This is a genomic window from Bosea sp. F3-2 (assembly GCF_008253865.1).
GTDB lineage: Bacteria > Pseudomonadota > Alphaproteobacteria > Rhizobiales > Beijerinckiaceae > Allobosea.
On record NZ_CP042331.1, the window covers coordinates 3,470,978 to 3,496,095 of the forward strand.

General features: G+C 66.5%; 22 protein-coding genes. 13 read left to right on the forward strand and 9 right to left on the reverse strand.

What is annotated here, in order from left to right; all coding sequences use genetic code 11:
• Position 1: 1 nt before the first annotated feature.
• On the reverse strand, positions 2–1,261 hold the full coding sequence (locus tag FQV39_RS16030) for a 3-methyl-2-oxobutanoate dehydrogenase (2-methylpropanoyl-transferring) subunit alpha (RefSeq protein ID WP_149131192.1): 1,260 nt from the start codon (positions 1,259–1,261) through the stop codon (positions 2–4).
• Between the two features lie 228 nt (positions 1,262–1,489).
• On the opposite strand from FQV39_RS16030, the gene FQV39_RS16035 reads away from it, so the two are divergent.
• On the forward strand, positions 1,490–1,987 hold the full coding sequence (locus FQV39_RS16035; RefSeq protein ID WP_149131193.1) for an Lrp/AsnC family transcriptional regulator: 498 nt from the start codon (positions 1,490–1,492) through the stop codon (positions 1,985–1,987).
• A 122-nt stretch (positions 1,988–2,109) separates the two neighbouring features.
• Here the strand turns inward: FQV39_RS16035 and FQV39_RS16040 are convergent, their stop codons facing one another.
• Positions 2,110–3,141, reverse strand: coding sequence for an LLM class flavin-dependent oxidoreductase (locus FQV39_RS16040; protein ID WP_149131194.1), 1,032 nt, complete (start codon positions 3,139–3,141; stop codon positions 2,110–2,112).
• 209 nt (positions 3,142–3,350) lie between these two features.
• Between FQV39_RS16040 and FQV39_RS16045 the strand changes: the two genes are divergently transcribed.
• The 8 genes from FQV39_RS16045 to FQV39_RS16080 all read left to right on the forward strand — a co-directional run bounded on the left by FQV39_RS16045 (position 3,351) and on the right by FQV39_RS16080 (position 13,118).
• Entirely contained in the window at positions 3,351–4,265 is a 915-nt protein-coding gene (locus tag FQV39_RS16045) for a LysR family transcriptional regulator (RefSeq protein WP_248313031.1), read from the forward strand.
• Positions 4,266–4,493: 228 nt separating this feature from the next.
• Positions 4,494–4,964, forward strand: coding sequence for an NAD(P)H-dependent oxidoreductase subunit E (locus FQV39_RS16050; protein WP_149131195.1), 471 nt, complete (start codon positions 4,494–4,496; stop codon positions 4,962–4,964).
• A gap of 3 nt (positions 4,965–4,967) precedes the next feature.
• Positions 4,968–6,533 (forward strand): formate dehydrogenase beta subunit, encoded by a 1,566-nt coding sequence (locus FQV39_RS16055; protein ID WP_149131196.1) that lies wholly within the window; start codon positions 4,968–4,970, stop codon positions 6,531–6,533.
• A 10-nt stretch (positions 6,534–6,543) separates the two neighbouring features.
• On the forward strand, positions 6,544–9,426 hold the full coding sequence (gene fdhF / locus FQV39_RS16060; protein WP_149131197.1) for a formate dehydrogenase subunit alpha: 2,883 nt from the start codon (positions 6,544–6,546) through the stop codon (positions 9,424–9,426).
• Positions 9,413–10,255 carry a formate dehydrogenase accessory sulfurtransferase FdhD gene (gene fdhD / locus FQV39_RS16065; RefSeq protein ID WP_149131198.1) on the forward strand — a complete coding sequence of 281 codons (843 nt, stop codon included), beginning with the start codon at positions 9,413–9,415 and terminating at the stop codon, positions 10,253–10,255. Before fdhF ends, fdhD begins: the two co-directional genes overlap by 14 nt.
• On the forward strand, positions 10,252–10,524 hold the full coding sequence (locus FQV39_RS16070; protein ID WP_472840594.1) for a formate dehydrogenase subunit delta: 273 nt from the start codon (positions 10,252–10,254) through the stop codon (positions 10,522–10,524). Before fdhD ends, FQV39_RS16070 begins: the two co-directional genes overlap by 4 nt.
• Positions 10,525–10,734: 210 nt before the next feature.
• Positions 10,735–12,393, forward strand: a complete 1,659-nt coding sequence (locus FQV39_RS16075) for an OFA family MFS transporter (RefSeq protein WP_149131199.1) — start codon at positions 10,735–10,737, stop codon at positions 12,391–12,393.
• A 293-nt stretch (positions 12,394–12,686) separates the two neighbouring features.
• Positions 12,687–13,118, forward strand: coding sequence for an OsmC family protein (locus FQV39_RS16080; protein WP_149131200.1), 432 nt, complete (start codon positions 12,687–12,689; stop codon positions 13,116–13,118).
• Between the two features lie 134 nt (positions 13,119–13,252).
• Here FQV39_RS16080 and FQV39_RS16085 read toward each other — a convergent pair whose 3' ends face one another.
• The 7 genes from FQV39_RS16085 to FQV39_RS16115 all read right to left on the reverse strand — a co-directional run bounded on the left by FQV39_RS16085 (position 13,253) and on the right by FQV39_RS16115 (position 21,612).
• Positions 13,253–14,287: an ABC transporter ATP-binding protein gene (locus FQV39_RS16085; RefSeq protein WP_149131201.1), complete on the reverse strand. Its 1,035-nt coding sequence runs from the start codon at positions 14,285–14,287 to the stop codon at positions 13,253–13,255.
• Positions 14,280–15,269, reverse strand: a complete 990-nt coding sequence (locus FQV39_RS16090) for an ABC transporter ATP-binding protein (protein ID WP_149131202.1) — start codon at positions 15,267–15,269, stop codon at positions 14,280–14,282. Before FQV39_RS16090 ends, FQV39_RS16085 begins: the two co-directional genes overlap by 8 nt.
• Positions 15,266–16,729 carry an amidohydrolase family protein gene (locus FQV39_RS16095; protein WP_149133880.1) on the reverse strand — a complete coding sequence of 488 codons (1,464 nt, stop codon included), beginning with the start codon at positions 16,727–16,729 and terminating at the stop codon, positions 15,266–15,268. The genes FQV39_RS16090 and FQV39_RS16095 overlap by 4 nt, the downstream gene beginning before the upstream one ends.
• 38 nt (positions 16,730–16,767) lie before the next feature.
• A complete protein-coding gene (locus tag FQV39_RS16100; protein WP_149131203.1) occupies positions 16,768–17,964 on the reverse strand; it encodes an amidohydrolase family protein in 1,197 nt (398 codons plus the stop codon).
• A gap of 32 nt (positions 17,965–17,996) precedes the next feature.
• Positions 17,997–18,932, reverse strand: a complete 936-nt coding sequence (locus FQV39_RS16105; protein WP_149131204.1) for an ABC transporter permease — start codon at positions 18,930–18,932, stop codon at positions 17,997–17,999.
• The gene (locus tag FQV39_RS16110) at positions 18,922–19,914 is read right to left on the reverse strand and encodes an ABC transporter permease (protein ID WP_149131205.1); all 993 of its coding nucleotides are present in this window, start codon (positions 19,912–19,914) and stop codon (positions 18,922–18,924) included. The genes FQV39_RS16105 and FQV39_RS16110 overlap by 11 nt, the downstream gene beginning before the upstream one ends.
• A 129-nt stretch (positions 19,915–20,043) precedes the next feature.
• Positions 20,044–21,612: an ABC transporter substrate-binding protein gene (locus tag FQV39_RS16115; protein WP_149131206.1), complete on the reverse strand. Its 1,569-nt coding sequence runs from the start codon at positions 21,610–21,612 to the stop codon at positions 20,044–20,046.
• 243 nt (positions 21,613–21,855) lie between these two features.
• On the opposite strand from FQV39_RS16115, the gene FQV39_RS16120 reads away from it, so the two are divergent.
• The 4 genes from FQV39_RS16120 (at position 21,856) to FQV39_RS16135 (ending at position 24,953) form a co-directional block, all read left to right on the forward strand.
• Positions 21,856–22,563: a GntR family transcriptional regulator gene (locus tag FQV39_RS16120; protein ID WP_149131207.1), complete on the forward strand. Its 708-nt coding sequence runs from the start codon at positions 21,856–21,858 to the stop codon at positions 22,561–22,563.
• On the forward strand, positions 22,560–23,258 hold the full coding sequence (locus FQV39_RS16125) for a flavin reductase family protein (RefSeq protein WP_248313032.1): 699 nt from the start codon (positions 22,560–22,562) through the stop codon (positions 23,256–23,258). Before FQV39_RS16120 ends, FQV39_RS16125 begins: the two co-directional genes overlap by 4 nt.
• A 391-nt stretch (positions 23,259–23,649) precedes the next feature.
• Positions 23,650–24,465: an alpha/beta fold hydrolase gene (locus FQV39_RS16130; protein ID WP_149131208.1), complete on the forward strand. Its 816-nt coding sequence runs from the start codon at positions 23,650–23,652 to the stop codon at positions 24,463–24,465.
• A 101-nt stretch (positions 24,466–24,566) separates the two neighbouring features.
• Positions 24,567–24,953 (forward strand): c-type cytochrome, encoded by a 387-nt coding sequence (locus FQV39_RS16135; protein WP_149131209.1) that lies wholly within the window; start codon positions 24,567–24,569, stop codon positions 24,951–24,953.
• Positions 24,954–25,118 lie beyond the last annotated feature (165 nt).

Genomic DNA, 25,118 nt, shown 5'->3' on the forward strand with positions numbered 1-25,118 from the left:
GTCACACCCCGATCTGCTGGCGCTGGCGGCGCAGATGCGGCGGCAGCTCGGCATAGACATCCTCGAAGATGTCGCGCGCCGAGGGCTTGCCGCCGGAATGCAGCGTGCCGAAGCTCTCGGCCTCCTTCTGCGCCGCGATGACGGTGGCGAGGATCTCGGCCTCCGCCTGCTTGTGGCGTTCCTCCGACCAGGCGCCGACGGCGATGAGATGCTGCTTCAGCCGGATCAGCGGGTCGCCCAGCGGCCAGTCGTCGGATTCATGCTTGGGGCGATAGGCGGAGGGATCGTCCGAGGTGGAATGGGCGCCGGCGCGATAGGTGACGTATTCGACCAGCGTGGGACCCAGATTGCGGCGGGCACGCTCGACCGCCCATTGCGCGACGGCATAGGTGGCGAGGTAGTCGTTGCCGTCGACGCGCAAGGCCGGGATGCCGAAGCCGAGGCCCCTTGCGGCAAAGGTGCCGGAGCCGCCGCGCGCGATGCCCTGGAAGGTCGAGATCGCCCACTGGTTGTTGACGACGTTGAGGACGACCGGCGCCTTGTAGGTCGAGGCGAAGACGAGGGCGGCGTGGAAATCCGATTCCGCCGTGGAACCGTCGCCGATCCAGGCGGCGGCGATGCGGGTGTCGTTCTTGATGGCTGAGGCCATCGCCCAGCCGACGGCCTGGACGAACTGCGTCGCGAGGTTGCCGGAAATGGTGAAGAAGCCGTGCTCCTTCGACGAATACATGATCGGCAGCTGCCGGCCGCGCAGCGGATCGCGCTCGTTCGAGTAGATCTGGCACATCATGTCGACGAGCGGGTAGTCATGCGCGATCAGCAGACCCGCCTGGCGATAGGTCGGGAAGTTCATGTCGCCGGGCTCGAGCGCGATGCGGAAGGCGCAGCTCACCGCCTCCTCGCCGGTGTGCTGCATGTAGAACGAGGTCTTGCCCTGGCGCTGCGCCATCTGCATGCGCGCATCGAAGGTGCGCAGCGTCATCATGTGGCGCAGGCCGCGGATCAGATCGTCATGCGAGAGATCCGGAACCCAGGGGCCGACGGCCTCGCCCTCGCGGTTGAGCACGCGGATGATCGAATAGGCGAGATCGCGTATGTCCTTGGGGTCGACATCGACCGGTGGACGGGCGACGGAGCCCGCCTTGGGGATCACGACATGGGAGAAGTCGGGCTTCTCGCCGGGACGACTCGCGGGTTTGGGGACGTGGAACTGCAGTGGCTGGGTCGCTACCGGCGCGCTGCCGGCCTTGTCGCTGCTCATGAGCGCCTCCATCCCTGACGCCACCAGCATTCCGCCTTTGCCGGCATCCGGCAAGGCGTCTCGTCAGCGGCGCTGCCATGCGCAGCGGCCGCGGCCAGCGGGCGATCGTTCCCCTTGCAACCAACGCTAGCTGCGCCGCCCCGGAGGTTCCTTCCGAATTTGCCGGCGGCGCCGAAATCTTGCAGAAGTTACTTCTGCATAATGACCTAAACCCAGAATGATCATCCGATGAACAAAAAGAGCCAGAACGGTCCTGCTCTCGATCTGATCGATCGCAAGATTCTCGCCGCGCTGCGCGAGGATGGGCGGCTGACAACGCAGGCATTGGCCGAGAAGGTGGGCCTGTCACCCTCGCCCTGCTGGACGCGGGTGAAGCGGCTGGAAGAGTCAGGCGCGATCGAGAAATATGTCGCACTGCTCGACCACAAGGCGCTCGGCTACAACAACATCGTCTTCGTCGAGATCACGCTCGACAAGCATGACGACAAGGTGCTCGACCAGTGCGGCGAGGCGCTGAGCCGGGCGCCGGAGGTGGTCGAGGCGCATCTCGTGACGGGCGAGTACGACTATCTCGCCAAGGTCGTGGTCAGCGGCACCGACCATTACGAGCGCTTCCTGCGCGGAACGATCTACCGCATCCCCGGCGTGCGCCAGACGCGAACGACCTTCGGCTTGAGGGCGCTGAAGCGGACGCTCTCGGTCGATCCGCTGAAGGTTGTAGGGTGAGGCAGCCGTCATGCTCGGGCTTGACCCGAGCATCTCTCGCCGAAAGAGGCTTCTTTAGCCTCATCCTGCCTGAGATTCTCGGGTCCGCGCGAAGCGCGGCCCGAGAATGACGTCGCGGGCTTCTACCCCAGCATCTCCCGCACCAGCGGAATGACCTTCTCGCCATAAAGCCGGATGCACTCCATCAGCTTCTCATGCGCCAGCGGGCCGGCGCTGTATTTGAGCTGGAAGCGGGCGATGCCGAGGCCCTTGGCGGTCGCGGCGATCTTGCGCGCCACCGTCTCGGGCGAGCCGAGATAAAGCGAGCCGCCCGCGACCTCCTGCTCGAAGTCCTCGCGGCTCATCGGCGGCCAGCCACGCTCGGCGCCGATGCGGTCCCGATTCGCCTTGAACGCCGGAAAGAACTCCTCCTTGGCCTGCTCGTCGGTCGCGGCGACATAGCCCGGCGAATGCACGCCCACCGGCTTCGCCGGCTTGCCGATCTGCCCATAGGCGCGGTGGTAAAGATCGACATAGGGTTTGAAGCGCAGCGGGTCGCCGCCGATGATGGCGAGCATCAGCGGCAGGTCGTAGCGCACCGCACGCACCACCGATTCCGGGCTGCCGCCGACACCGATCCAGGTCTTGAGCGGACCGTGCTCGACCGGCGGATAAACGAGCTGGTCCTTGAGCGGCGGACGGATCGAGCCCTGCCAGCTCACCGGCTCCTGCGGCAGCAGTGCGGCGAAGAGATCGAGCTTCTCCTCGAAGAGCTGCTCGTACTGCCGCAGGTCGAAGCCGAAGAGCGGAAAGGACTCGGTGAAGGAGCCGCGGCCGAGGATGACCTCGGCGCGCCCGTTCGAAAGCGCATCCACCGTCGAGAAGCGCTGGAAGACGCGGATCGGGTCGTCCGAGGAGAGAACGGTGACGGCGGAGCCGAGCTTGATGCGGCTGGTGCGCGTGGCCATGCCGGCCAGCACGGTCTCGGGCGAGGAAACAGCGAAATCGGCACGGTGATGCTCGCCGACACCGATGAAATCGATGCCGACGCTGTCGGCCAGCACGGCTTCCTCGACGAGATTGCGGATCACCTGCGCATGCGGCAGCGGCTTGCCGTCCGCCCCGTTGGTGACGTCGCCGAAAGTGTCGAGCCCGAATTCCAGTTCCTGCGCCATGATCGTCCCGAGGCCGTACTGCGGCCTGTTGCCTGCCGGCCATCCCGGCCTCACGGAGTTAGGATCGTGATTGCCGCAGCGCAATTCTGTCGGCGTTGCCCCGGCAGCAACAACCTGTTTGCACGATTGCAACCACGATGCTTGCAACGGCTGCGCGCTATGCCGATGCTCGGGCACGCGGCGATATCAGCCGTTCCCGAAGCGACGCCATGATCATTCGCCAGCTGGTCTATCTCGATGCGCTCGCCCGCGAGAAGCATTTCCGCCGCGCAGCCGAGGCCTGCCACGTCTCGCAGCCGACGCTGTCGGCCGCGATCGTGCAGCTGGAAGAAGAACTCGGCGTGCTGATCGTCGAGCGCGGCCGGCGCTTCCAGGGCTTCACCAAGGAAGGCGAGGTCGTTCTCGCCCATGCCCGGCGCATTCTGGCCGAGGCCGAGGTCATGAAGGATTCGATCGCCGAGCTGCGCGAGGGCGTCTCCGGCCGCATCCGGCTCGGCGCGATCCCGACCGCGCTGCCGATGATCGCCCATATCACCGCACCGTTCTCGGACCGCTATCCGGCGGTGTCGCTCACCGTGCTCTCGCTGACCTCGCAGGAGATCCAGGAGGGCATCGACAATTTCGAGCTCGATGTCGGGCTGACCTATCTCGACAACGAACCGCTCGACCGGGTGATCTCCAAGCCGATCTATCAGGAATCCTATGTGCTGCTGACGCGCGAGGACGGGCCTCTGGGCGTGCGCAACACCATCAGCTGGGCTGAGGCCGCCGAGCACAAGCTCTGCCTGCTCACCGGCGACATGCAGAACCGGCGCATCATCGACGGCATCTTCCGCTCGGTCGGCACTGCGCCGCGCCCGGTCATCGAGACCAACTCGATCTTCAATCTGTGTTCCCATGCCGGCATCCAGGGCGTCGCCAGCATCGTCTCGCTGCAATTGCTGGAGTTCTTCGGCGTGCCGCTCGGCACGAAGGCGCTGTCGCTGGTCGAGCCGGAGGCGCAGCGCACGATCGGGCTGATCGTCGCCGACCGTCAGCCCGTCGCGCCGCTCGCCCGCAACCTGCTGATGATGACACAGCCGATGACGGATGCACGGCTGCCGCGGCGGCCGATCGTACGATAGAGTTCGCCTATCGTCGTAGAAGCGCCGCAGCATTGTGCGGCGCAAAATCGGCAATTCGCGACATTTTCAAGGCGAGGTTTGCAACCACCCGATCAACATCGGCCGCATGCCGGCCATATTGATAGTCAAAAACTATCACACAGTCGAAACAAACGATTTGAAATCATTCCAATTTCACTCACCCTTCCATCCAAGGAGCGCCCGGCGAACCGGGCCGATGGAGGAAAGATGGCGGGTTATCCAGCCTGGGATCAGGACAGCGCGCGCACGATCATCGCCGGTCTGGCGCATCTGGAAGGCGCCACGCTGCCGATGCTGCACGCCCTGCAGGACGAATTCGGCTATGTCGACCCGCAGGCCGTGCCGCTGATCGCGGAGGCGCTGAACCTGTCGCGCGCCGAGGTCCATGGCGCGATTTCCTTCTACCACGACTTCAAGACCGCGCCGCAGCCAGCCCGCCTCGTCAAGCTCTGCCGGGCGGAAGCCTGCCAGTCGCTCGGCTGCGAAAAGGTCGTCGCCGAGCTCGCCGCTGAGCACGGCATCGTCGTCGACGGTGGACCGTCCGGCGACGCACTGGTCGAAACGGTGTATTGTCTTGGCAATTGCGCGCTCGGGCCTTCGGCCCTGGTCGACGGCGAACTGATCGGGCGCGTCGATGCAGCCCGCATCGCCGGGCTCTGCCAGCACGGAAGGGCGTGAGGCATGAGCGCCGCCCCGATCCGCATCTTCGTACCCGTAGACGCCGCCGCCTTGTCGGTCGGCGCAGAAGCTGTCGCTGAGGCCGTCATCCGCGAAGCGGCGGCGCGCGGCCTCGCCGTCGAGATCGTCCGCAACGGCTCGCGCGGCATGCTCTGGCTGGAGCCGCTGGTCGAGGTCGAGACGCCGGAAGGGCGCATCGCCTACGGACCAGTCGCAGCGAAAGATGTCGCCTCGCTGTTCGAAGCGGGCTTCGCCGCGGGCGGCGCGCATGGCTTACGCCTCGGCAAGACCGACGAACTGACCTGGATGAAGCGCCAACAGCGGCTCACCTTCGAGCGCGTCGGCATCATCGACCCGCTCTCGATCGCCGACTATCGCGCCCATGGCGGCTTTGCGGGGCTGGAGAAGGCGCTCTCGCTCACCGGCAACGAGATCGTCCAGACGATCAAGGCGTCCGGCCTGCGCGGTCGCGGCGGCGCCGGCTTCCCGACCGGCATCAAATGGCAGACCGTGCTCGATGCCAAAGCGGAGCAGAAATACATCGTCTGCAACGCCGACGAGGGCGACAGCGGCACCTTCGCCGACCGCATGCTGTTCGAAGGCGACCCCTATCTCACCATCGAGGGCATGGCGATCGCGGCGGTCGCGGTCGGTGCGACGCGCGGCTACATCTATCTGCGCTCGGAGTATCCGCACGCCCATCGCACGCTGCAGCGCGCGATCCTGAAGGCTGAGGCGGCCGGGCTGATCGGCGCTTCGGTGATGGGCACCGAGCATGCCTTCCACCTCCAGGTCCGGCTCGGGGCCGGCGCCTATATCTGCGGCGAGGAGACCTCGCTGCTGGAGAGCCTGGAAGGCAAGCGCGCCATCGTCCGCGCCAAGCCGCCGCTGCCGGCCCTGCAGGGACTCTTCGGCAAGCCGACCATCGTCAACAACGTGCTCTCCTTCGCGGCCGTGCCCTGGATTCTCGATCATGGTGCGCAGGCTTACGCCGATTACGGCATGGGCCGCTCGCGCGGCACGCTGCCGGTGCAGCTCGGCGGCAATGTCAGGCGCGGCGGGTTGATCGAACTCGCCTTCGGCATCTCGCTGCGCGAGATCATCGAGGAGATGGGCGGCGGCACGCTCTCAGGGAGGCCGATCCGCGCCGTGCAGGTTGGCGGGCCGCTGGGCGCCTATCTCACCGCCGAACAGCTCGACGTGCAGATGGATTACGAGGCGCTCGCGGCCATGCGCGCCATGCTCGGCCATGGCGGCATCGTCGTGTTCGACGATACGGTCGATATGGCCCGGCAGGCTCGCTTCGCCTTCGCCTTCTGCGCCAAGGAATCCTGCGGCAAGTGCACGCCCTGCCGTATCGGCGCGACGCGCGGCGTCGAGGTGATGGATCGCATCATCGCGGGCACCGAACGGCCGAAGAACATCGCCGTGCTGCGCGATCTCGCCAAGCTGATGACCGACGCCTCGCTCTGCGCCATGGGTGGCCTGACCCCCATGCCGGTGATGAGTGCACTCAACCATTTCCCCGAGGACTTCGACCGTCCTCCGCTGCCTTTGGCGGCCGAGTGAGGAGGCCGCGATGAGCCTGATCAAGGAAATCGACTACGGCACGCCGATCCGGCTCTCCGAGCAGACGGTGACGCTGACCATCGACGGCCAGAGCGTCACCGTTCCGGCCGGGACCTCGGTGATGGCGGCGGCGATGAGCATGGGCACCGCAATCCCGAAGCTCTGCGCCACCGACTCGCTCGAGCCTTTCGGCTCTTGCCGGCTCTGTCTCGTCGAGATCGAGGGAAGGCGCGGCACCCCCGCGTCATGCACGACGCCAGCGGAAGACGGCATGGTCGTGCGCACCCAGTCGGAGAACCTGTCCTCGCTGCGCAAGGGGGTGATGGAGCTCTATATCTCCGACCACCCGCTCGACTGCCTGACCTGCTCGGCCAATGGCGATTGCGAATTGCAGGACATGGCGGGCGCGGTGGGCTTACGCGAAGTGCGCTACGGCTATGAGGGCGAAAACCACGTCTTCGCCAAGACGAAGGACGGCGCGGTCAACGAGAACTGGCTCGCGAAGGACACCTCGAACCCGTACTTCGCCTATGACCCGTCGAAATGCATCGTCTGCAATCGCTGCGTGCGCGCCTGCGAGGAGGTGCAGGGCACCTTCGCGCTGACGATCACCGGAAGAGGCTTCGAGTCCCGTGTCGCAGCCGGCCCGACCGATTTCCTCGGCTCCGAATGCGTCTCCTGCGGCGCCTGCGTGCAGGCCTGCCCGACGGCGACGCTGATCGAGAACAAGGTCATCGAACACGGCCAGCCGGAGCATTCCGTGGTCACGACCTGCGCCTATTGCGGAGTCGGCTGCTCGTTCAAGGCGGAGATGCAGGGCGACCGCGTCATCCGCATGGTGCCCTACAAGGACGGCCAGGCGAATGAGGGCCATAGCTGCGTCAAGGGCCGCTTCGCCTGGGGCTACGCCACCCACAAGGACCGCATCACCAAGCCGATGATCCGCGACCGGATCACCGATCCCTGGCGCGAGGTCTCCTGGGAGGAGGCGATCGGCAAGGCGGCCTCCGAGTTCAAGCGCATCCAGGCGAAATACGGCCGCGAATCCGTCGGCGCCATCACCTCGTCGCGCTGCACCAATGAGGAGGTCTTCCTCATCCAGAAGCTGGTGCGCGCCGCCTTCCGCAACAACAATGTCGATACCTGCGCCCGCGTCTGCCATTCGCCGACCGGCTATGGCCTGAAGACGACACTCGGCACCTCGGCCGGCACGCAGGACTTCAAATCGGTCGACAAGGCCGACGTCATCCTGGTGATCGGCGCCAATCCGACCGATGGCCATCCGGTCTTCGCCTCGCGGATGAAGAAGCGGCTGCGCGAGGGTGCGAAGCTGATCGTCGCCGATCCGCGCCGCATCGACCTCGTCCGCTCGCCGCATGTCCAGGCGGACTACCATCTGCCGCTGAAGCCCGGCACCAATGTCGCGCTGCTCAATGCGCTCAGCCATGTCGTGGTCACGGAAGGGCTGATCGACGAGGACTATGTGCGCGAGCGCTGCGACCTCGCCGATTTCGAGCACTGGGCCCGCTTCGTCGCCCGCGAGGAGAATTCGCCGGAGGCGAGCGAACAATATACCGGCGTGCCGGCGGCCGATGTGCGCGCCGCGGCGCGGCTCTACGCCACCGGCGGCAATGGTGCGATCTATTACGGGCTCGGCGTCACCGAGCACAGCCAGGGCTCGACCACGGTGATGGCGATGGCGAACCTCGCCATGGCGACCGGCAATATCGGCCGCGACGGCGTCGGCATCAATCCGCTGCGCGGGCAGAACAATGTGCAGGGCTCCTGCGACATGGGTTCCTTCCCGCACGAATTCTCGGGCTATCGCCACGTCTCCGACGATTCCACCCGGCAGGTCTTCGAGATGCTGTGGGGCGTGCCGCTCGATCCCGAACAGGGCCTGCGCATTCCCAACATGCTGGACGAGGCGGTCGAGGGCACGTTCAAGGGCCTCTATGTCCAGGGCGAGGACATCGCCCAGTCCGACCCCAACACCAAGCACGTCACGGCGGGGCTGGCGGCGATGGAATGCGTCGTCATCCAGGACATCTTCCTGAACGAGACGGCGAAATACGCCCATGTCTTCCTGCCCGGCGCGTCCTTCCTGGAGAAGGACGGCACCTTCACCAATGCCGAGCGTCGCATCAACCGCGTGCGGCAGGTGATGGCGCCGCTCGCCGGCAAGGACGAGTGGCAGGTGACGATCGAACTGGCGCGGGCGCTCGGCTACGAGATGTCCTACAGCCATCCCGGCGAGATCATGGACGAGATCGCGCGGCTGACGCCGAGCTTCGCCGGCGTCTCCTACGACAAGCTCGACAAGCTCGGCTCGGTGCAGTGGCCCTGCAACGACAAGGCACCGACCGGCACGCCGCTGATGCATGTCGACCGCTTCGTGCGCGGCAGGGGCAAGTTCATGATCACCGAATACGTCCCGACCGAGGAACGGACCGGCCCGCGCTTCCCGCTGCTGCTCACCACCGGGCGCATCCTCTCGCAATACAATGTCGGCGCGCAGACGCGGCGCACCGAGAACGGCGCCTGGCATGACGAGGATGTGCTGGAGATCCACCCTTTCGACGCCGAGAGCCGCGGCATCCGCGACGGCGATCTCGTCGCGCTTGCCAGCCGCTCGGGCGACATCGCGCTCAGGGCGGAAATCTCCGAGCGCATGCAGCCGGGCGTGGTCTACACCACCTTCCACCACGCCAAGACCGGCGCCAACGTCATCACCACCGACTTCTCGGACTGGGCGACGAACTGCCCGGAATACAAGGTCACCGCCGTCGAGGTGCGGCGCACCAACGCCTGGTCGGCCTGGCAGGAGAAGAACTTCGAGGAAGACATCACCCTGCGCCGGATCGCGGAGCGCCTGCCCGATGCCGCGGAATAACCCGCCCGCCCAGCCGCCGGCCTCGGCCGCCGTCAAGGCCAATCCGCTGCACTTCGGCGCAGCGCCGGACAGCACGCGCGAGATCGAGGTCGCGGTCGAGACGCCGATCAACATCGTCTATGGCAACATGCCCTATGCGGTGATGATGGCGAGCCCGTCGGACCTCGAGGATTTCGTCACCGGCTTCAGCCTGACCGAGGGCATCGTGCGCGGCGCGGACGAGATCCGCGGCATCGCCATCGAACCCAGGGACGAGGGCGTGATCGTCACGGTCGAGCTCGCGCCGGGGCGCTTCCGCGAGCATCTGGCGCGGCGGCGCAACCTGTCGGGGCGGACCTCCTGCGGGCTCTGCGGCGTCGAGACCATCGAGGAGATCCCGATGGCGGATGCGGCGACGCGGGCTTCCCGCGCCGTGCCCGCCTCGGCGATCGAGGCGGCGCTCGCAGCGCTCGACAAGCATCAGCCGCTGAACCAGCTCACCCGCGCCGTCCACGCCGCCGCCTGGTGCGATCCCTCGGGAGCGATCCTGGCGGTACGGGAGGATGTCGGCCGGCACAACGCGCTCGACAAGCTGATCGGCGCCCGATTACGCGCCGGCGCCGATGCCAGCGAGGGCTTCCTGCTCGTCACCAGCCGCGCCTCCTTCGAGATGGTCGAGAAGGCGGCGATCTTCGGTGCCGGCACGCTGGTCGCGATCTCGGCGCCGACTTCGCTCGCCATCGAGCGGGCGAAGCATCTCGGCCTGGCGCTGGCGGCGGTGGCGCGCCGCGATGGCTGCATCGTCTTCACCGGCGCGCTCGCGCCCGAACCCGAGACCATCGCCAGATGATGGAGGCTGCGCTGACGACCGGGCCCGCCCCAGGCGATCATCACGACGAGAACATCGCGAAGCTCCGGCGCATGGCCGGGCAGATCGCCGATTTCTTCAAGGCCTATCCGGAGGAGGAGGCGGCCGCCTCCGTCGCCGATCACATCAACCAGTTCTGGACCGGGCGCATGCGTGGGGACTTCCTCGCCGCCTTCGCTGCCCGGCCGGAGGACCTCCCACCCCTGCTGCAGCGCGCCCTGCCGCGGATCAGGCCGGGGCGCGGGAGTTAGCACGCAAGGCGCCGCCAGAGCACGCGCCGATCTGACTGCAACGCAGTCAGATCGGAGAACGCGTTCTCTCACTTAAGTTTAGAGACGGATTCACCGATCAGGTTGATCCAACCTGATCGGATCCGGCTCTAGGGCGGTGCATCGAGAAGTTCAACGAGCCGGGACCCTACCCGGCCCGAACGGCGAAGCTTTGGGGAAAGGAAACGGGGAATGAGCGTCGCACAGGACATCGGAGAGATCGGGGGCGGCATCGGCCTGCTCGACCGCGAACGGACCATCGCCAAACCGGGCTTCAACCGCTGGCTCGTGCCGCCGGCTGCGCTGTGCATCCATCTGTGCATCGGCATGGCCTATGGCTTCTCGGTGTTCTGGCTGCCGCTGAGCCAGGCGATCGGCATCATCAAGCCGGTGGCCTGCGCCGCCGATGTCGGCCTCGTCGCCTCGCTGTTCACTACCGCTTGCGACTGGAAGGTCGCCGATCTCGGCTGGATGTACACACTGTTCTTCGTGCTGCTCGGCTCCTCCGCCGCGATCTGGGGCGGCTGGCTCGAGCGCGTCGGCCCGCGCAAGGCGGCCTTCGTCTCGACGCTGTGCTGGTGCGGCGGGCTGCTGATCTCGGCGCTCGGCGTCTACCTGCACCAGCTCTGGATGCTCTGGCTCGGCTCCGGCGTCATCGGCGGCATCGGGCTCGGTCTCGGCTACATCTCGCCGGTCTCGACGCTGGTGAAGTGGTTCCCGGACCGGCGCGGCATGGCGACCGGCATGGCGATCATGGGCTTCGGCGGCGGCGCGATGATCGGCTCGCCGCTCGCCGACATGCTGATGAACTCTTTCAAGACTCCGGCCTCGGTCGGCGTCTGGCAGACCTTCGTCGCGATGGCGGCGATCTATTTCGTTTTCATGATGGCCGGCACCTTCGGCTATCGCGTGCCGCCTGCGAACTGGCGCCCGGAAGGCTGGACGCCGCCGGCGACGCAGAACGCCATGATCACCTCCGGCCACGTCCATCTGAAGAACGCGCACAAGACGCCGCAGTTCTGGCTGATCTGGGCGGTGCTGACCCTCAATGTCTCGGCAGGCATCGGCGTGCTCGGCATGGCCTCGCCGATGCTGCAGGAGATCTTCGCGGGCTCGCTGATCGGCAAACCGGAGATCGGCTTCGCCGCGCTCGACGCCGGGCAGAAGACCCAGATCGCCACCATCGCGGCGGCCTTCGTCGGCCTGCTCTCGCTGTTCAATATCGCCGGGCGCTTCTTCTGGGCCTCGCTCTCGGACAAGCTCGGCCGCAAGCTGACCTATGCCACCTTCTTCGGGCTCGGCCTCCTGCTCTACGCGCTTTCGCCCTGGGCGGCGCATGCCGGGTCGCTGGCGCTGTTCGTCGGCTTCTTCTGTATCATCCTGTCGATGTATGGCGGCGGCTTCGCGACGGTGCCGGCCTATCTCGCCGACATGTTCGGCACGCAGTTCGTCGGCGCCATCCATGGCCGCCTGCTGACGGCGTGGTCGACCGCCGGCATCATCGGCCCGGTGGTGGTGAACTATATCCGCGAGGCGCAGATCAATGCCGGCGTGCCGCGCGCCCAGGTCTATGACCGCACCATGTACATCCTCGCCGGCATGCTGGTGCTCGGCTTCATCTGCAATCTGCTGGTCCGCCCCGTCGCGGCGAAATGGTTCATGAAAGACGCCGAGGTCGCGGCGCTGCAGGCCAAGTCGGCCAATGCCAGCGCGACCACGCATTACGGCTCCTACGGCATCGGCAAGGGCGGCTTCGACGGCACGGCCCTGCTCGCCTGGGCCGTCGTCGGCCTGCCGATCGCCTGGGGCGTCTGGATCACCCTGTCGAAGTCGCTGGCGCTGTTCCGCTAGAGCACGCGCCGATCTGACTGCAACGCAGTCAGATCGGAAAACGCGTTCTTTCACTTAAGTTTAGAGACGGATTCACCGATCAGGTTGGTTCAACCTGATCGGATCCGGCTCTAGCGGGAGCGTCCGCGCAAGATTGGCGAGGCCCGCATCGGGGAACCGGTGCGGGCCTCGCTGCTTCCGGCAAGTCGTCATACGCTCGGACGGCGAACCTGCTACGCTCTCGCCCGTTGTGGAAAGGCGGCTCCGCCTGACGGCGCCACCATCCAGCTTCAACCACGAGAGGAGTCAGCATCATGGCCATCAACAGGACCGGTTCGGCCCATTGGGAAGGCGGCATCAAGGACGGCAAGGGCGCGATCTCGTCTGAGAGCGGCGCGCTCAGCGCCTACCCTTATGGCTTCTCCAGCCGCTTCGAAGGCAAGCCCGGCAGCAATCCCGAGGAGTTGATCGGCGCGGCGCATGCCGCCTGCTTCACCATGGCGCTCTCGCTGATCCTGGGCGAGGCTAATCTCAAAGCCGATGCGCTCGATACCAGCGCGCGCGTGACGCTCGACAAGCTCGACGACGGCTACGCTATCACCGCGATCCACCTCACCCTGACGGGCAAGGTGCCCGGCGCCGACCAAGCGACCTTCCAGTCGCTGGCCGACAAGGCCAAGGCCGGCTGCCCGGTCTCGAAACTGTTCAAGGCGCCGATCACGCTGGAAGCGACGCTGGCGGACTAGGCGGCGTCGACAATTGCTGGATCGCTTCTGATCAGAACCACCATCGTCATTCCGGGTTCGCGCCTGCGCGAAGACCCGGAATGACGATGGTGTTGCTCGACGCCGCTCCGATCAAGTGTCAACAGCCCTCAGCCTCAGGCGAAGTGGCAGGACACTTCGACGCCGTCGATCGGCCGTAGCTCCGGCCGCTCGCTGCGGCAGCGATCGGCGGCTTGCGCGCAGCGCGGGTTGAAGCTGCAGCCTGGCGGCGGCGCGATCGGGCTCGGCACCTCGCCGGACATCGGCCTGCGCGCTCGGTTCGGCCGCTCGACATCGGGGATCGTATCGAGCAGCAGCCGCGTATAGGGGTGGCGCGGCTGCGTAAAGACCTCCTCGGCCGGCCCCGCCTCGACGAAGCGGCCGAGATACATGATCGCGAGATCGTCCGACATGTGCCGGACGACCGAAAGGTTGTGGCTGATGAAGAGATAGGTCAGCCCGAATTCCTTCTGCAGCCGGACCATCAGGTTGAGGATTTGCGCCTGGACGGAGACGTCGAGCGCCGAGGTCGGCTCGTCGCAGACCAGGAAGTCGGCCTCCGTGGCGAGTGCGCGCGCGATCGAGATGCGCTGGCGCTGGCCGCCGGAGAAGGCGTGCGGATAGCGGCTCGCATCGGTCCGGGAGAGGCCGACGACCTCCAAGAGATCGCCGACGCGCTGCTGGACCGCCGCCTCGTCCGGCCTGAGCTTCAGCTCGCGGATCGGCTCGGCGATGATGTCGCCGACGCGCCAGCGCGGGTTGAGCGAGGCATAGGGGTCCTGGAAGATCATCTGCACGCGCGGCGGGCCGAAGGAGCCATCGGCGCGGCGGATGTCGCGGAAGTTCAGCATACCCTCGGTCGGCCGCTGCAGGCCCACGACCATGCGCGCCAGCGTCGACTTCCCGCAGCCGGATTCGCCGACGATGCTGAAGGTGGTGCCGCGCTTCACCGTGAAGGAGATGTTCTCGACCGCGCGCAGGATGCGGCGCGGCTCATGCGAGAACAGCCGCGACAGGGCCGGCGCCGAGACGTCGAAGCGGCAGGAGGCCGCGGCGACATCAAGGATGATGTCGTCCTGCGGCGCTGCCTCGGCTATCGCAGGCTTCGGCGTCAGCTGACCCCGCGTGAGCGTCGTCACGGTATCACGCATGCGCCGCCTCCTTCAGTGGGAAATGGCAGGCTGCCGCATGCGCCGCCGCCGGCAGCCCGGGCTTGTGATCCCGACAGAAAGCCTCGGCCCGGCCACAGCGTGGATTGAAGGCGCAGCCGGGCGGGATGGCGTTGAGGCGCGGCATGGCGCCGTCGATCTGGTTGAGATTTTCGTGGCGGGCGTGGACGCTGGGGATCGAGGCCATCAGCCCGGCGGTATAGGGATGGTGCGGGCGGCGCACGACCTCCTCGACCGGGCCGATCTCGACGATGCGGCCAGCATACATCACCGCGACCCGGTCAGCCGTCTCTGCGATGACGCCCATGTCGTGCGTCACCAGCATGATCGATGTGCCGTGCTCGCGGCAGAGCCGCTTCAGCAGCGTGGTGATCTGCGCCTGAATGGAGACGTCGAGCGCGGTCGTCGGCTCGTCGGCGATGATCAGCGAAGGCTCGGCGCAGAGCGCGAGCGCGATGACCACGCGCTGGCGCATGCCGCCGGAAAACTGATGCGGGAAATGGTCGATGCGCGTCTCGGCCGCGGGGATGCCGACCTCCTTGAGCAGGTCGAGCGCCCGCTTGCGCGCCTCCGCCCGGCTCACCGGCAGATGGGTCATGATCGTCTCGACGATCTGGTCGCCGACCTTGAGCAGCGGATGCAGCGAGGTCAGCGGATCCTGGAAGATCGCGCCGATGCGCCGGCCGCGCAGCTTGCGCATCGCCTCCGCCGGCAGATTGTCGATGCGCTGGCCCGACAGGTGAATCTCGCCGCCGGCGACGCGCCCCGGCGGATCGAGCAGGCCGATCACCGCCGTGCCGGTCAACGACTTGCCCGCGCCGGACTCGCCGACCATGCCGAGGATTTCGCCGGGCGCGATGTCGAAGGAGACTCCGTCGAGCGCCGTCAATGGGCCGTGGCGGCCATCGAAGACGATGCGCAGGTCGCGCACGGACAGGAGAGGCGCGGCGGCGGATGCGGTCATGCAGAGACCTCGCTGCGTTCGATGGCGTAGCTCGACGAGAAGATCTCGCTCATCGGCGGATGGCCCAGGGTGCGCTCGGGATAGCGCGCCATCACGCCCTCGAACTGCTTCTGGGCGCGGGCGTTGTCGGCGGCCTCGTCCTGGCCCGGAACGACCCGGTTCTCCATGACGAAGCGGCCGTCGATCACCACCGTCGAGAAATCGCGGCCATGGCCGGTCAGCATCATGGTCTGGATGGGGTCGATGACCTGGCCGCTATGCGGGCGGTCGAGCTCGAAGACGGTGATGTCGGCGCGCGCGCCCGGCTGGAGCCGACCCAGATCGGGCCGCTGCAGCGCATCGGCGCCGCCAATGGTAGCGGCGTCGTAATAGTCCTCGGAGCGCACAGCGCCGACATTGCCGGCCATGGTGCGGGCCAGGATCATGCCGGTCTGCAGGTTCATCACCATGTCCGGCGGGCTCGTATCCGTGCCCATGGCGATGTTGAGCCCCATGGCACGGTAGCGGCCGAAATGGTCGATGGCGTTGCCGTGACGGCCCGAGACGAGCGGGCAGTGGACGATGCTCGCGCCCGAATCCCGGATGATCTCGAGGTCGCGGCCGGGACGGTCGATCAGCCGGCTGCCGGAGACGACCGTGCCATGCGGCAGCAGGCAGCGCTCGTTGAGGAAGCCGAGGCTCTCCAGCCATTCCGGCGGGCTCATGCCGTGCTGGGCAAGAACGAGGTCGTACTCGATCTTCGACTGGCAGCAATGTAGCCGGACGGGGATATCGAGCTCGCGCGAGGCGGCGGCGGTGCGGCGCAAGAGCTCGGCCGTGGAGGTCTCGATCCGATCCGGCGCGAACATCGCCCGGATCAGGCCGCCGGCGGCGCCTTCATGGCGCCGGGCGAAGTCGATCGCCGCATCGAGCTCGGCGAGGCCGCGGGCCTCGTCGTAATGAGTGACGATGCGCCCATCCGTCTCGACGAGCTGGTTGCCCGTGCGATAGGCCGGGCCGAGATAGACGCGCAGGCCGAGATCGGCGGCGGCCTCGGCTGCATCCTCGAACTCCTGCACCGTCTCGCCCCAGGCGCGGTAGAACAGCGAGGCGATCGGCAGCGCCGTGGTGATGCCGTTGCGGATCAGCGAGGCGAAGGCGTAGCGCTTCTGGAAGGCCAGCTCCTCGCGCGTGTACATCTCGTAGGGGCCGGCCTCGACATAGCTGCGCGGCCAGACCCGGCCCTTCTTCCAGGCCGGCTGGTTGTCATAGCCGAGGATGGTGGTGTCGAGGTCGGAGAGCGCATCGCAATCGACGAAGCCCGGCCCGATCAGGGCGTTGCCATAGTCGATGCGTCTGCTGACCTCGCCGGGAAAGCCGTGGCCGACGAAGACGACTTCGCCGTTCTCGAAGACGACCTCGCCGTTCTCGTAGAGGCGATGGCGGCCATCCTTGTGGCCGACCACCCAGCGTGCGGTCATCAGGATGCGGCCTTCCGGCCGCCTTTTGGCTTGCAGGCTCACGGGGCGGTCCTCACCGAGACGCCGTCACGGGCGACGATCTTGCCGCGCTTGACGACGCGACGCTTGGGCGAACGGGTCACGACCAGATCGGTCAGGCTCTGGCCGGGCATGATGACAAGGTCGGCGACCTTGCCCTCGGCGAGGCCGTAATCGGCGATCTCCATCACCGCGGCGCCGCCGCTCGTGCAGACCTGGAGGCCGAGCTCGACCTCGTCGTCGCGGCGGAAATTGTTGCGCAGGCCGATGAACATCGCCCGCTCGACCATGTCGGCATTGCCGTAGGGGCCCCAGGTGTCGCGGATGCCGTCGGAGCCCGAGCAGACGCGAACGCCGGCATCGAGCAGCTTCTTCACCGCCGGCGCGGTGTTGCGGGCCGGCGCCGTGGTCATGATCGCGATATCGAGCTCGGCGAGCTGCGGGATCACCGGATCGACCAGCTGCGGATCGGTGCCGAGACAGAAGGCGTGGCTGACCGTCACCTTGCCCTTCATGCCCAGTGCGCGGGTGCGCTCGATGATCAGATCGAGCGAGAACAGGCCCATCTCGCCGGGCTCGTGCAGGTGGATGTCGAGCGGCTTGCCATAAGTCTGGCAGAGCCCGAAGATCGCATCGAGATGGCCCTTCGGGTCGCGGTCGATGGCGCAGGGATCGAGCCCGCCGACGATCTCGCAGCCGGCCTTCATCGCCTCATGCATCAGCTCCAGCGTGCCTTGCCGGCGCAGCAGGCCGGATTGCGGGAAGGCGACGAGCTCGATGTCGACGATGTCGCGATAGTCATCGCGGGTCTGCATCACGCCCTCGACGCCCCAGAGCCCGTGCTCGGTGTCGATATCGATATGGCTGCGGATATGGGTCGTGCCCATCAGCGAGGACTGAATCGACTGGCGCGCCGACTGGCGTGCGGGATCGATGTCGAGACGCTTCTTGTTCTCCCGCTCGTTGTCGATCTTGTCGAGGAGCTTCGGACCGACCTCGTTGACGTACCAGGGCAGGCCCCAGAGGCTCTTGTCGAGATGGGTATGCGCCTCGACGAGGCCGGGGATGACGATCTCGCCGCGGCCATCCTCGACCGCCACGCCGGCGGGGGCGGCGATGTCCTTCGCCGTCCGGCTGATGCGGCCGTTCTCGATCAGGATGTCGAGAGCCGGCCCCGCATTCGGCCGGACGTTGCGGATGAGGAGGGAGGCAGTCATGGCAGGCGTATCCTCGTGGTTTCTTATGATGGTCAGCGCAGCTTCGGGTTCAGCGCGTCGCGCAGCCAGTCGCCGAGCAGGTTGACCGAGAGCACGATCAAACCGAGCTGGAGCGAGGGGAAGACGACGAGCCACCAGGAGCCGGAGAACAGGTACTGGTTGCCGATGCGGATCAGCGTGCCCAGCGAGGGCTGGGTGATCGGCATGCCGACGCCGAGGAAGGACAGCGTCGCCTCCGAGAGGATGGCAAGGCCGAGATTGAGCGTGGCCGAGACCAGCACCGGCGTCATCGTGTTGGGCAGGATGTGGCGGCGCATGATCCGCGTCGCCGGCACGCGGATGATCCGGGCGGCCAGCACATATTCCTTGCGGCGCTCGACCATGGTCAGCGCGCGCACCGTGCGGGCATATTGCACCCAGCTCGTCAGCGCGATCGAGATGACGAGGACCACCGCGGCAAAAGGTTCGCGCAGCGCCGGCGGCAGCATCTCGCGGAAGATCGCCGACACCAGGATCGCCATCAGCAGCGTCGGGATCGAGAGCACGGTATCGCCGAGCCGCATCAGCAGATTGTCGACGCGCCCACCATAGAAGCCGGCGGTAAGCCCGATCGAAACGCCGATCAGCATCGACACGACGACAGCGGAAAAGCCGATGATCAGCGAGATGCGCGAGCCGTAGAGGATGGCGGAGAACACGTCGCGGCCCTGCGGATCGGTGCCGAGCAGGAAGGGCCACTCGCCGCCCTCCTGCCAGATCGGCGGGATCTCGGCCTTGTCGATGAAGATCTGGGTGAGGTCGTAGGGGTTCTGCGGCGCGATCAGCGGGGCGAAGAGCGCGCTCAGCACGAGCAGCGCCAGCACCAGCGCCGAGAGCCAGGCCACCGGGCTGTGGCAGAAGCTCCAGCCGATGTCGCTGTCGAGGAAGCGGCGCAGGCGGCCGGGTTTCTTGATGGTGTCAGCGGGCATTGGCGCCTCCCGAGAGCGCGTCCTCGCGCAGGCGCGGATCGACCCAGGCATAGGTCAGGTCGACCAGCGTGTTGAGCGTGACGAAGATGAAGGAGACGACGATCAGATAGGCCGCCATCACGGGGATATCGACGAAGGTCACGGCCTGGACGAAGAGCATGCCCATGCCCGGCCACTGGAACACCGTCTCGGTCACCAGCGCGAAGGCGATGAGATTGCCGATCTGCAGGCCGGTGACGGTAATGACCGGCATCAGGCAGTTGCGCAGAGCGTGGCCGAAATGGATGGCACGCGCCGGCAGGCCGCGGGCCCGGGCGAAGCGGATGAAGTCGGTGCGCATCGTCTCCAGCATCTCGGCGCGAACGAGGCGCATCACCAGCGTGATCTGGAAGAGCGAGAGCGTGATGCCGGGCAGAATCAGCGCCTTGCGGCCCGAGGGCGTCAGGAAGCCGGTGCTCCACCAGCCGAGCTGGACGACCTCGCCGCGGCCGAAGGCCGGCAGCCATTGCAGCGAGACCGAGAAGACCAGGATGAAGAGGATGCCGAGCGCGAAGCTCGGCAGCGAGACGCCGAGCACCGAGACGAACTGCAGCGCCTTGGCGAGCAGGCTGTCTCGTCGGATCGCCGTATAGACGCCGAGCGGAATGCCGAGGGCGAGCGACAGGAAGGTCGCGACCAGCACGAGCTCGAAGGTCGCCGGGAAGCGCTCCGAGATCAGCGTGAAGACGTCCTGCTGGTTGCGATAGGAGATGCCGAAATCGCCGCGCGCGGCATTGCCGACGAAGGTCGCGAACTGCATCACGAAGCCCTTGTCGAGGCCGAGGCGGACGCGCAGCTCGTCGCGCTGCTGCTGGCTCGCCTGCTCGTTCAGCATCAGATCGACGGGATCGCCGACGAAGCGGAAGATCAGGAAGGCGAGAAAGGCCACCGCCAGCATGACGCCGGCAGCATTGAGCAGTCGCTTGAGAAGAAAGGCCGGCATGGGGACTCCTGCGTTCCGGCGTCATTCTCGGGCCGGGCGAAGCCCGAACCCGAGAAGCTCAGGAGGTGAAGGCGCTGGTTTCCGAGATGGCCGGGTCAAGCCCGGCCATGACGGCACCCTGACGCGCCCTCACTTCATCACTGTCAGCCAGAGCCGCGGCTTGTTGTCCGAGGCCTGAACCGTGGCGGTGATGGTCGAGCGCGTCGCCCAGGCCATGGGCTGCTGGTGCAGCGGGATGAAGAGGTGCTGCTCCTTCAGCAGCTTGAGCGCCTCCTGCATCAGCGCGATGCGCTTGGGCGTATCGAGCTCGACGCCGGCCTTGTCGATCAGCGCATCGATCTTGGCGTCACCCCAATTGCCCCAGTTGAAGACGCCCGCGGTGCCGCTCTTGGTGTGGATGACCTGTACGAGCAGCGAATAGGCGTCGATCATCGGCTCGTTGGCCCAGCCGAACGAAAAGACGTCGAAGTCGCCCTTGACGCGCTTCGGCGACTGCTGGGCACGCGGCGCCATGTTCAGGTTCGGCTTCAACCCGGCGCGCGCCCACATGGCCGCTACCGCCTGGCAGAACTCCTCCTCATTGGTGAGGGCGTCGCTCTGGCAGTTGATCTGGAACGAGAAGCCGTTCGGATAGCCGGCATCGGCGAGCAGCTTCTTCGCGCCGTTGAGGTCGAAGGGCAGGCGCACGTCCTGCGAGGGCTCGTAGCCGGGGATCGCCGGGGCGACCAGCGCGCCGGTATTGCGCGAGAGGCCGCGCATGGCGCGCTTCTGGACGGCGTCGATGTCGATGGCGCGGTAGAGCGCCTCACGCACGCGGATGTCCTTGAAGGGGTTCTTGTCCTTCACGTCGCTCTCGAAGGGCTTGTCCCGCATGTTGAAGCCGAAGAAGACCGAGCGCAGCTCGTTGGTCTGCAGCACCTTCACGTCCGGCGAGGACTGCAGCCGCGGCAGGTCCTGCAGCGGGGCGACATTGGTGAAGTCGATCTCCCCGGAGAGCAGAGCTGCGACGCGGGTCGAGGACGAGGCGATCGGCGTGAACTCGATCTTGTCGATGTTGTGCTTCGGCTTATCCCACCAGCCACCGTTCTTGACGAAGACCGTCCGGGCATCGGGCCTGCGGGATTCGACGATGAACGGGCCGGTGCCGTTGGCGTTGTCCGTGGCGTAGCCCTTGATGCCCTTGCCGACGTCGGTCGGCATCGTCGCATTGTTGGCCTCGAGCCACTTCTTGTCGAAGATGAAGATGTTGGTGAGATCGTTGAGCAGCAGCGGATAGGGCGCCTCGACCTCGATGTCGACGGTGTAGGCGTCGATCTTCCTCGAGGATTTGTAGGCCGGGAGATTGCCCTTCAGCGGCGAATCCGGATGCGACACGCGCGCCAGCGAAGCAAGGACGTCGTCGGCGGTGAAGGGGTCGCCGTTATGGAACTTGACGCCCTGGCGCAGCTTGAAGCGCCAGACGGTCGGCGACACCGTCTCCCACGACTCCGCCAGCGCCGGCTCGATCTTGAGGTCGCCGGTATAGCGAACCAGGCCTTCATAGACATGGTTCAGCACCGACAGGGTGAAGGTCTCACCGAAGGAATAGGGATCGAGCGAGGCGATCTCGCGCGCCGCGCCCCATTTCAGCGTCCTCGCCTCCGCCGCGCCCGTCAGCGCAAAGGCGGCGGCAGCCGCCAGCAACCAGGCCTTTTTCATCCAACTCTCCCCTTTTGTGTTTCCGGCCCTGCCGCAGCGGGCCGGCCCGATCGTCATTGCCGTCTCTTTAGGCACAGTGGCGTTTTGATCGCCATCTCGTGTGCGATTATTGAACAAACTTGCATACGATAGAAAGATCGTATTGTATGCGATTATTGAACACAAGCAGAAACTGGATCGGAGCCCGCAACCGTGACATTGACGCCCCCTGAAACAGTCAGATCAGGACGAGGGAAGGTCGACATGGGCGAGCGTCGTACGCCGGTTCTGCGGGCGGAATCCGTATACAGGGCGCTCCGGCGCGCCATCATCGAGCAGGCACTGAAGCCAGGCATGAAGCTGCCGGAAGATTCGATCGGCGAGCAGCTCGGCGTCAGCCGCACCTTGGTGCGCGAAGCGTTCGGGCGCCTCGCCGTCGAAGGGCTGGTGGAACTCAAGCCCAATCGCGGCGCCTCCGTCGCCTATCCGACGCTGGAGGAGGCGCGCGACGTCTTCGAGGTCCGGCGCGGGCTGGAGCGCCTGGTCGCGGAGAACCTGGCCGGGCGCCTGACGGCGTCCCAGGCGGCCGAGCTCGAAGCCCATGTCGAGCAGGAAGAGCGAGCGCACGAACAGGACGGACCGCAATCGATCCGCCTTTCCGGCGAGTTTCACATCAAGCTCGCTACGATGACCGGCAACGCGCTGCTGCTGCGCTATGTCCAGGAAGCGTCATCGCGTTGCTCGCTGATCCTGGCGATCTACGGGCGCCCGCATTCGAGCGAATGTGCGGTCTCCGAGCACCGCCAGCTCATCGAGGCATTGCGCGCAGGCGACGCAGCCCGCGCCGCCGATCTCATGGACCATCATCTGCGCGCGGTCGTGACCCGCGCCCTGCTGACGCCGCGCGTCGAACGGGACATCCGCGACGTGCTCGCCCCCTACGCCCGCAGCGAAGGATTGAACCCATCGTGACCGCTCACCCGTCCGGACAGCCGCGCGCCGAGACCGCCCCCGGCATCGTCACCTTCGACTTCGCGTCGCTGACCCCGCGCGAGCGCTACAAGCTGCTGATCGGCGCCGTCGTGCCACGCCCGATCGCGCTGGTGACGACGATCGACGAGCACGGCACGGTCAACGCCGCTCCCTTCTCCTTCTTCAACTGCCTGTCCGCCGATCCGGCCATCCTCGCGCTCGGCGTCGAATACCGGCCGACCGGCGCACAGAAGGACACCGGGCGCAACGTCCGGCAGACCCTGGCCTTCACCGTCAACATCGTCTCGGACGCGCTGCTGGAAGGCATGAATGTCTGCGCGGTGCCCTTCGAGCCCGGCGCCGACGAACTGGCCGAGGCCGGATTGACCGCCATGCCCGGCGTCAAGGTGCCCTGCCCCTGGATCGGCCAGGCGCCGGCAGCCTTCGAATGCCGGCACCACACGACGCTCGGCATCGGCAATTCGCGCGAGATCATCCTGGGCGAGGTCGTCTACGCCCATTTCCGTGCTGACACGGTCGATCCGCAGAAGCTCTACGTCGACCCGGCCGCGCTCGACGCCGTCGGGCGCATGGGCGGGCACGGCTATGCGACGACGCGCGACTATTTCGACCTGCCGACCATGTCGGTCGCGACCTGGCGCACGGATCCGGAGGCAGCGAACCGGCGCAGCTGAGTCCTCGCGTGAAGCCTGCTGTGCGCTTGGCAGAATGGCCTCGCCCGTGAACAGGCACAAAGCTATGCTCTGGACGCAGACCAATTAGCCTTTGGTCTATTTGATCTGCGCCAGGGACAATCCGCCCCCTGCGCTCAAGCCATGGCAGGTGCGGCCCTGATGCGCCATCCTCTCACGAACCGGTCCCATCGGCCAGATCAAGGCCGAACGACCGGCGGTGGGCGACCTAGGCTTTCAGGGAGGACGGGGCCATGTCCGGGATCATGCGCGCCAGGCGCAGCAGCGCACGTCGCCTGCGGCATCGGGCCAAAAAGTGGACCCCACTTTTTGGGGGACCCCGATGCCCCGACAAGAGATCAATCGCCAATGGCGATCGGTCGCGAGGTGACGCATGACAGCCACGACCGAGATCATCGACTTCAAGGTCGAAACGCCCGACGGCGCGACCTTGCACGCCTTCAAGGAAGGGCATGGCCAACCGCTGCTTCTGGTCAGCGGCCTGAGTGGCACCGCGGCATTCTGGAAGGATATCGCCGCGACGCTGTCTCGCTCCTTTCAGGTCATCCGCTTCGACCAGCGCGGCATCGGCGCCAGCACCCGCGGCGAGGCCCCTTGCGACATGGAGCTTCTGGCCCGCGACAGCCTCGCCGTGCTCAACGCCGCCGGCATCGAGCGCGCTGTGGTGCTTGGCCATTCGACGGGCGGCTGTATCGCCCAGAAAATCGCCAAGCTCGCTCCCGAGCGCGTAGACGGGCTGATCCTCAGCGCAAGCTGGCTTGCGCCGGGCCGCTTCCTGAACGCCCTGTTCGGGGCGCGCCTCGCAATCCTCGAAGCGGACCCCTACGCCTATGCCGCCATTTCGGTGCTCAGCGGTTATCAGCCGCGCTGGATCGAGCAGAACTGGCACATCTATGACGCTGCGCTGGAAGCCGCCCCGGTCAGCGAGCATGCCCGGACGGTGACCCGCGAGCGGCTCAACGCGCTCCTCGCCTTCGACGGCTCGGCCGATATCGGCTCGCTGCCGATGCCGATCCTGATCCTCGGCACGCGCGACGACATAGTCGTTCCGGTCTACCATCAGGAAGCGCTGGCCGCAGCCCTGCCCGGCTGCCGCCGGGCGATCATGGAAACAGGCGGGCATCTCTTCCCGGTGTCGCGCCCGGACGCCTTCACGGCGACCGTGGCGGAGTGGATCGGCGAGCTCTGAGGCCAAGCTCCGAGGGAGCGACGCAGCGCGGCGAAATGGCCCATGCGGCGCCGCGCGGCTTCGAGCTAAATGAGAACGCCTCCAAGTCGAAAGACCTGCCCATGCGCGCGATTCTCCCAAGCCTTCTCCTTCTTCTGCCCTTTATCGCCCAGCCCGCTGCCGCACAGGATGCCGCCGCCGGCGAGCGATCCTTCAACAAGTGCCGCGCCTGCCATCAGATCGGCGAAGGCGCACGCAACCTCGTCGGCCCCGAGCTCAACGGCCTGATCGGCCGGCATTCGGGCGCGGTCGAAGCCTACAGCTATTCGACGGCCAACAAGAGTTCCGGCCTGACCTGGGACGAGGCGACCTTCACCGACTACATCAAGGACCCCAGGACCAAGATCCCCGGCACCAAGATGATTTTTGCCGGCATCAAGAACGACAAGGAGATCAAGGACCTGATCGCCTTCCTCAAGCAGTTCGACAAGGACGGCAAGAAGCTCTGACCTCCGGCCCGGCCTCCCTGGAGCAGTTCCGTGATTCTCCGGATCGCGGACCTGCTCCAAGTTCATATTTTTTCGCATTTTCTTCACGCGAACCGGTGTCCACTTCCCTCGAAAATGCTCTAGATTTGGCCCTCGGCGCCGGCTTGTCGTATCTCCTTTTGCCCG

Coding starts and splice junctions, on each gene's coding strand:
- FQV39_RS16045 (WP_248313031.1), top strand. CDS start 3,351: ATGATCATTCGCCAGCTGGTCTATCTCGATGCGCTCGCCCGCGAGAAG.
- FQV39_RS16115 (WP_149131206.1), bottom strand. CDS start 21,612: ATGAAAAAGGCCTGGTTGCTGGCGGCTGCCGCCGCCTTTGCGCTGACG.
- FQV39_RS16030 (WP_149131192.1), bottom strand. CDS start 1,261: ATGAGCAGCGACAAGGCCGGCAGCGCGCCGGTAGCGACCCAGCCACTG.
- FQV39_RS16055 (WP_149131196.1), top strand. CDS start 4,968: ATGAGCGCCGCCCCGATCCGCATCTTCGTACCCGTAGACGCCGCCGCC.
- FQV39_RS16110 (WP_149131205.1), bottom strand. CDS start 19,914: ATGCCGGCCTTTCTTCTCAAGCGACTGCTCAATGCTGCCGGCGTCATG.
- FQV39_RS16085 (WP_149131201.1), bottom strand. CDS start 14,287: ATGCGTGATACCGTGACGACGCTCACGCGGGGTCAGCTGACGCCGAAG.
- fdhD (WP_149131198.1), top strand. CDS start 9,413: ATGCCGCGGAATAACCCGCCCGCCCAGCCGCCGGCCTCGGCCGCCGTC.
- FQV39_RS16095 (WP_149133880.1), bottom strand. CDS start 16,729: ATGACCGCACGCTGGGTGGTCGGCCACAAGGATGGCCGCCATCGCCTC.
- FQV39_RS16070 (WP_472840594.1), top strand. CDS start 10,252: ATGATGGAGGCTGCGCTGACGACCGGGCCCGCCCCAGGCGATCATCAC.
- FQV39_RS16075 (WP_149131199.1), top strand. CDS start 10,735: ATGAGCGTCGCACAGGACATCGGAGAGATCGGGGGCGGCATCGGCCTG.
- FQV39_RS16105 (WP_149131204.1), bottom strand. CDS start 18,932: ATGCCCGCTGACACCATCAAGAAACCCGGCCGCCTGCGCCGCTTCCTC.
- FQV39_RS16090 (WP_149131202.1), bottom strand. CDS start 15,269: ATGACCGCATCCGCCGCCGCGCCTCTCCTGTCCGTGCGCGACCTGCGC.
- FQV39_RS16080 (WP_149131200.1), top strand. CDS start 12,687: ATGGCCATCAACAGGACCGGTTCGGCCCATTGGGAAGGCGGCATCAAG.
- fdhF (WP_149131197.1), top strand. CDS start 6,544: ATGAGCCTGATCAAGGAAATCGACTACGGCACGCCGATCCGGCTCTCC.
- FQV39_RS16135 (WP_149131209.1), top strand. CDS start 24,567: ATGCGCGCGATTCTCCCAAGCCTTCTCCTTCTTCTGCCCTTTATCGCC.
- FQV39_RS16035 (WP_149131193.1), top strand. CDS start 1,490: ATGAACAAAAAGAGCCAGAACGGTCCTGCTCTCGATCTGATCGATCGC.
- FQV39_RS16120 (WP_149131207.1), top strand. CDS start 21,856: ATGGGCGAGCGTCGTACGCCGGTTCTGCGGGCGGAATCCGTATACAGG.
- FQV39_RS16130 (WP_149131208.1), top strand. CDS start 23,650: ATGACAGCCACGACCGAGATCATCGACTTCAAGGTCGAAACGCCCGAC.
- FQV39_RS16100 (WP_149131203.1), bottom strand. CDS start 17,964: ATGACTGCCTCCCTCCTCATCCGCAACGTCCGGCCGAATGCGGGGCCG.
- FQV39_RS16040 (WP_149131194.1), bottom strand. CDS start 3,141: ATGGCGCAGGAACTGGAATTCGGGCTCGACACTTTCGGCGACGTCACC.
- FQV39_RS16050 (WP_149131195.1), top strand. CDS start 4,494: ATGGCGGGTTATCCAGCCTGGGATCAGGACAGCGCGCGCACGATCATC.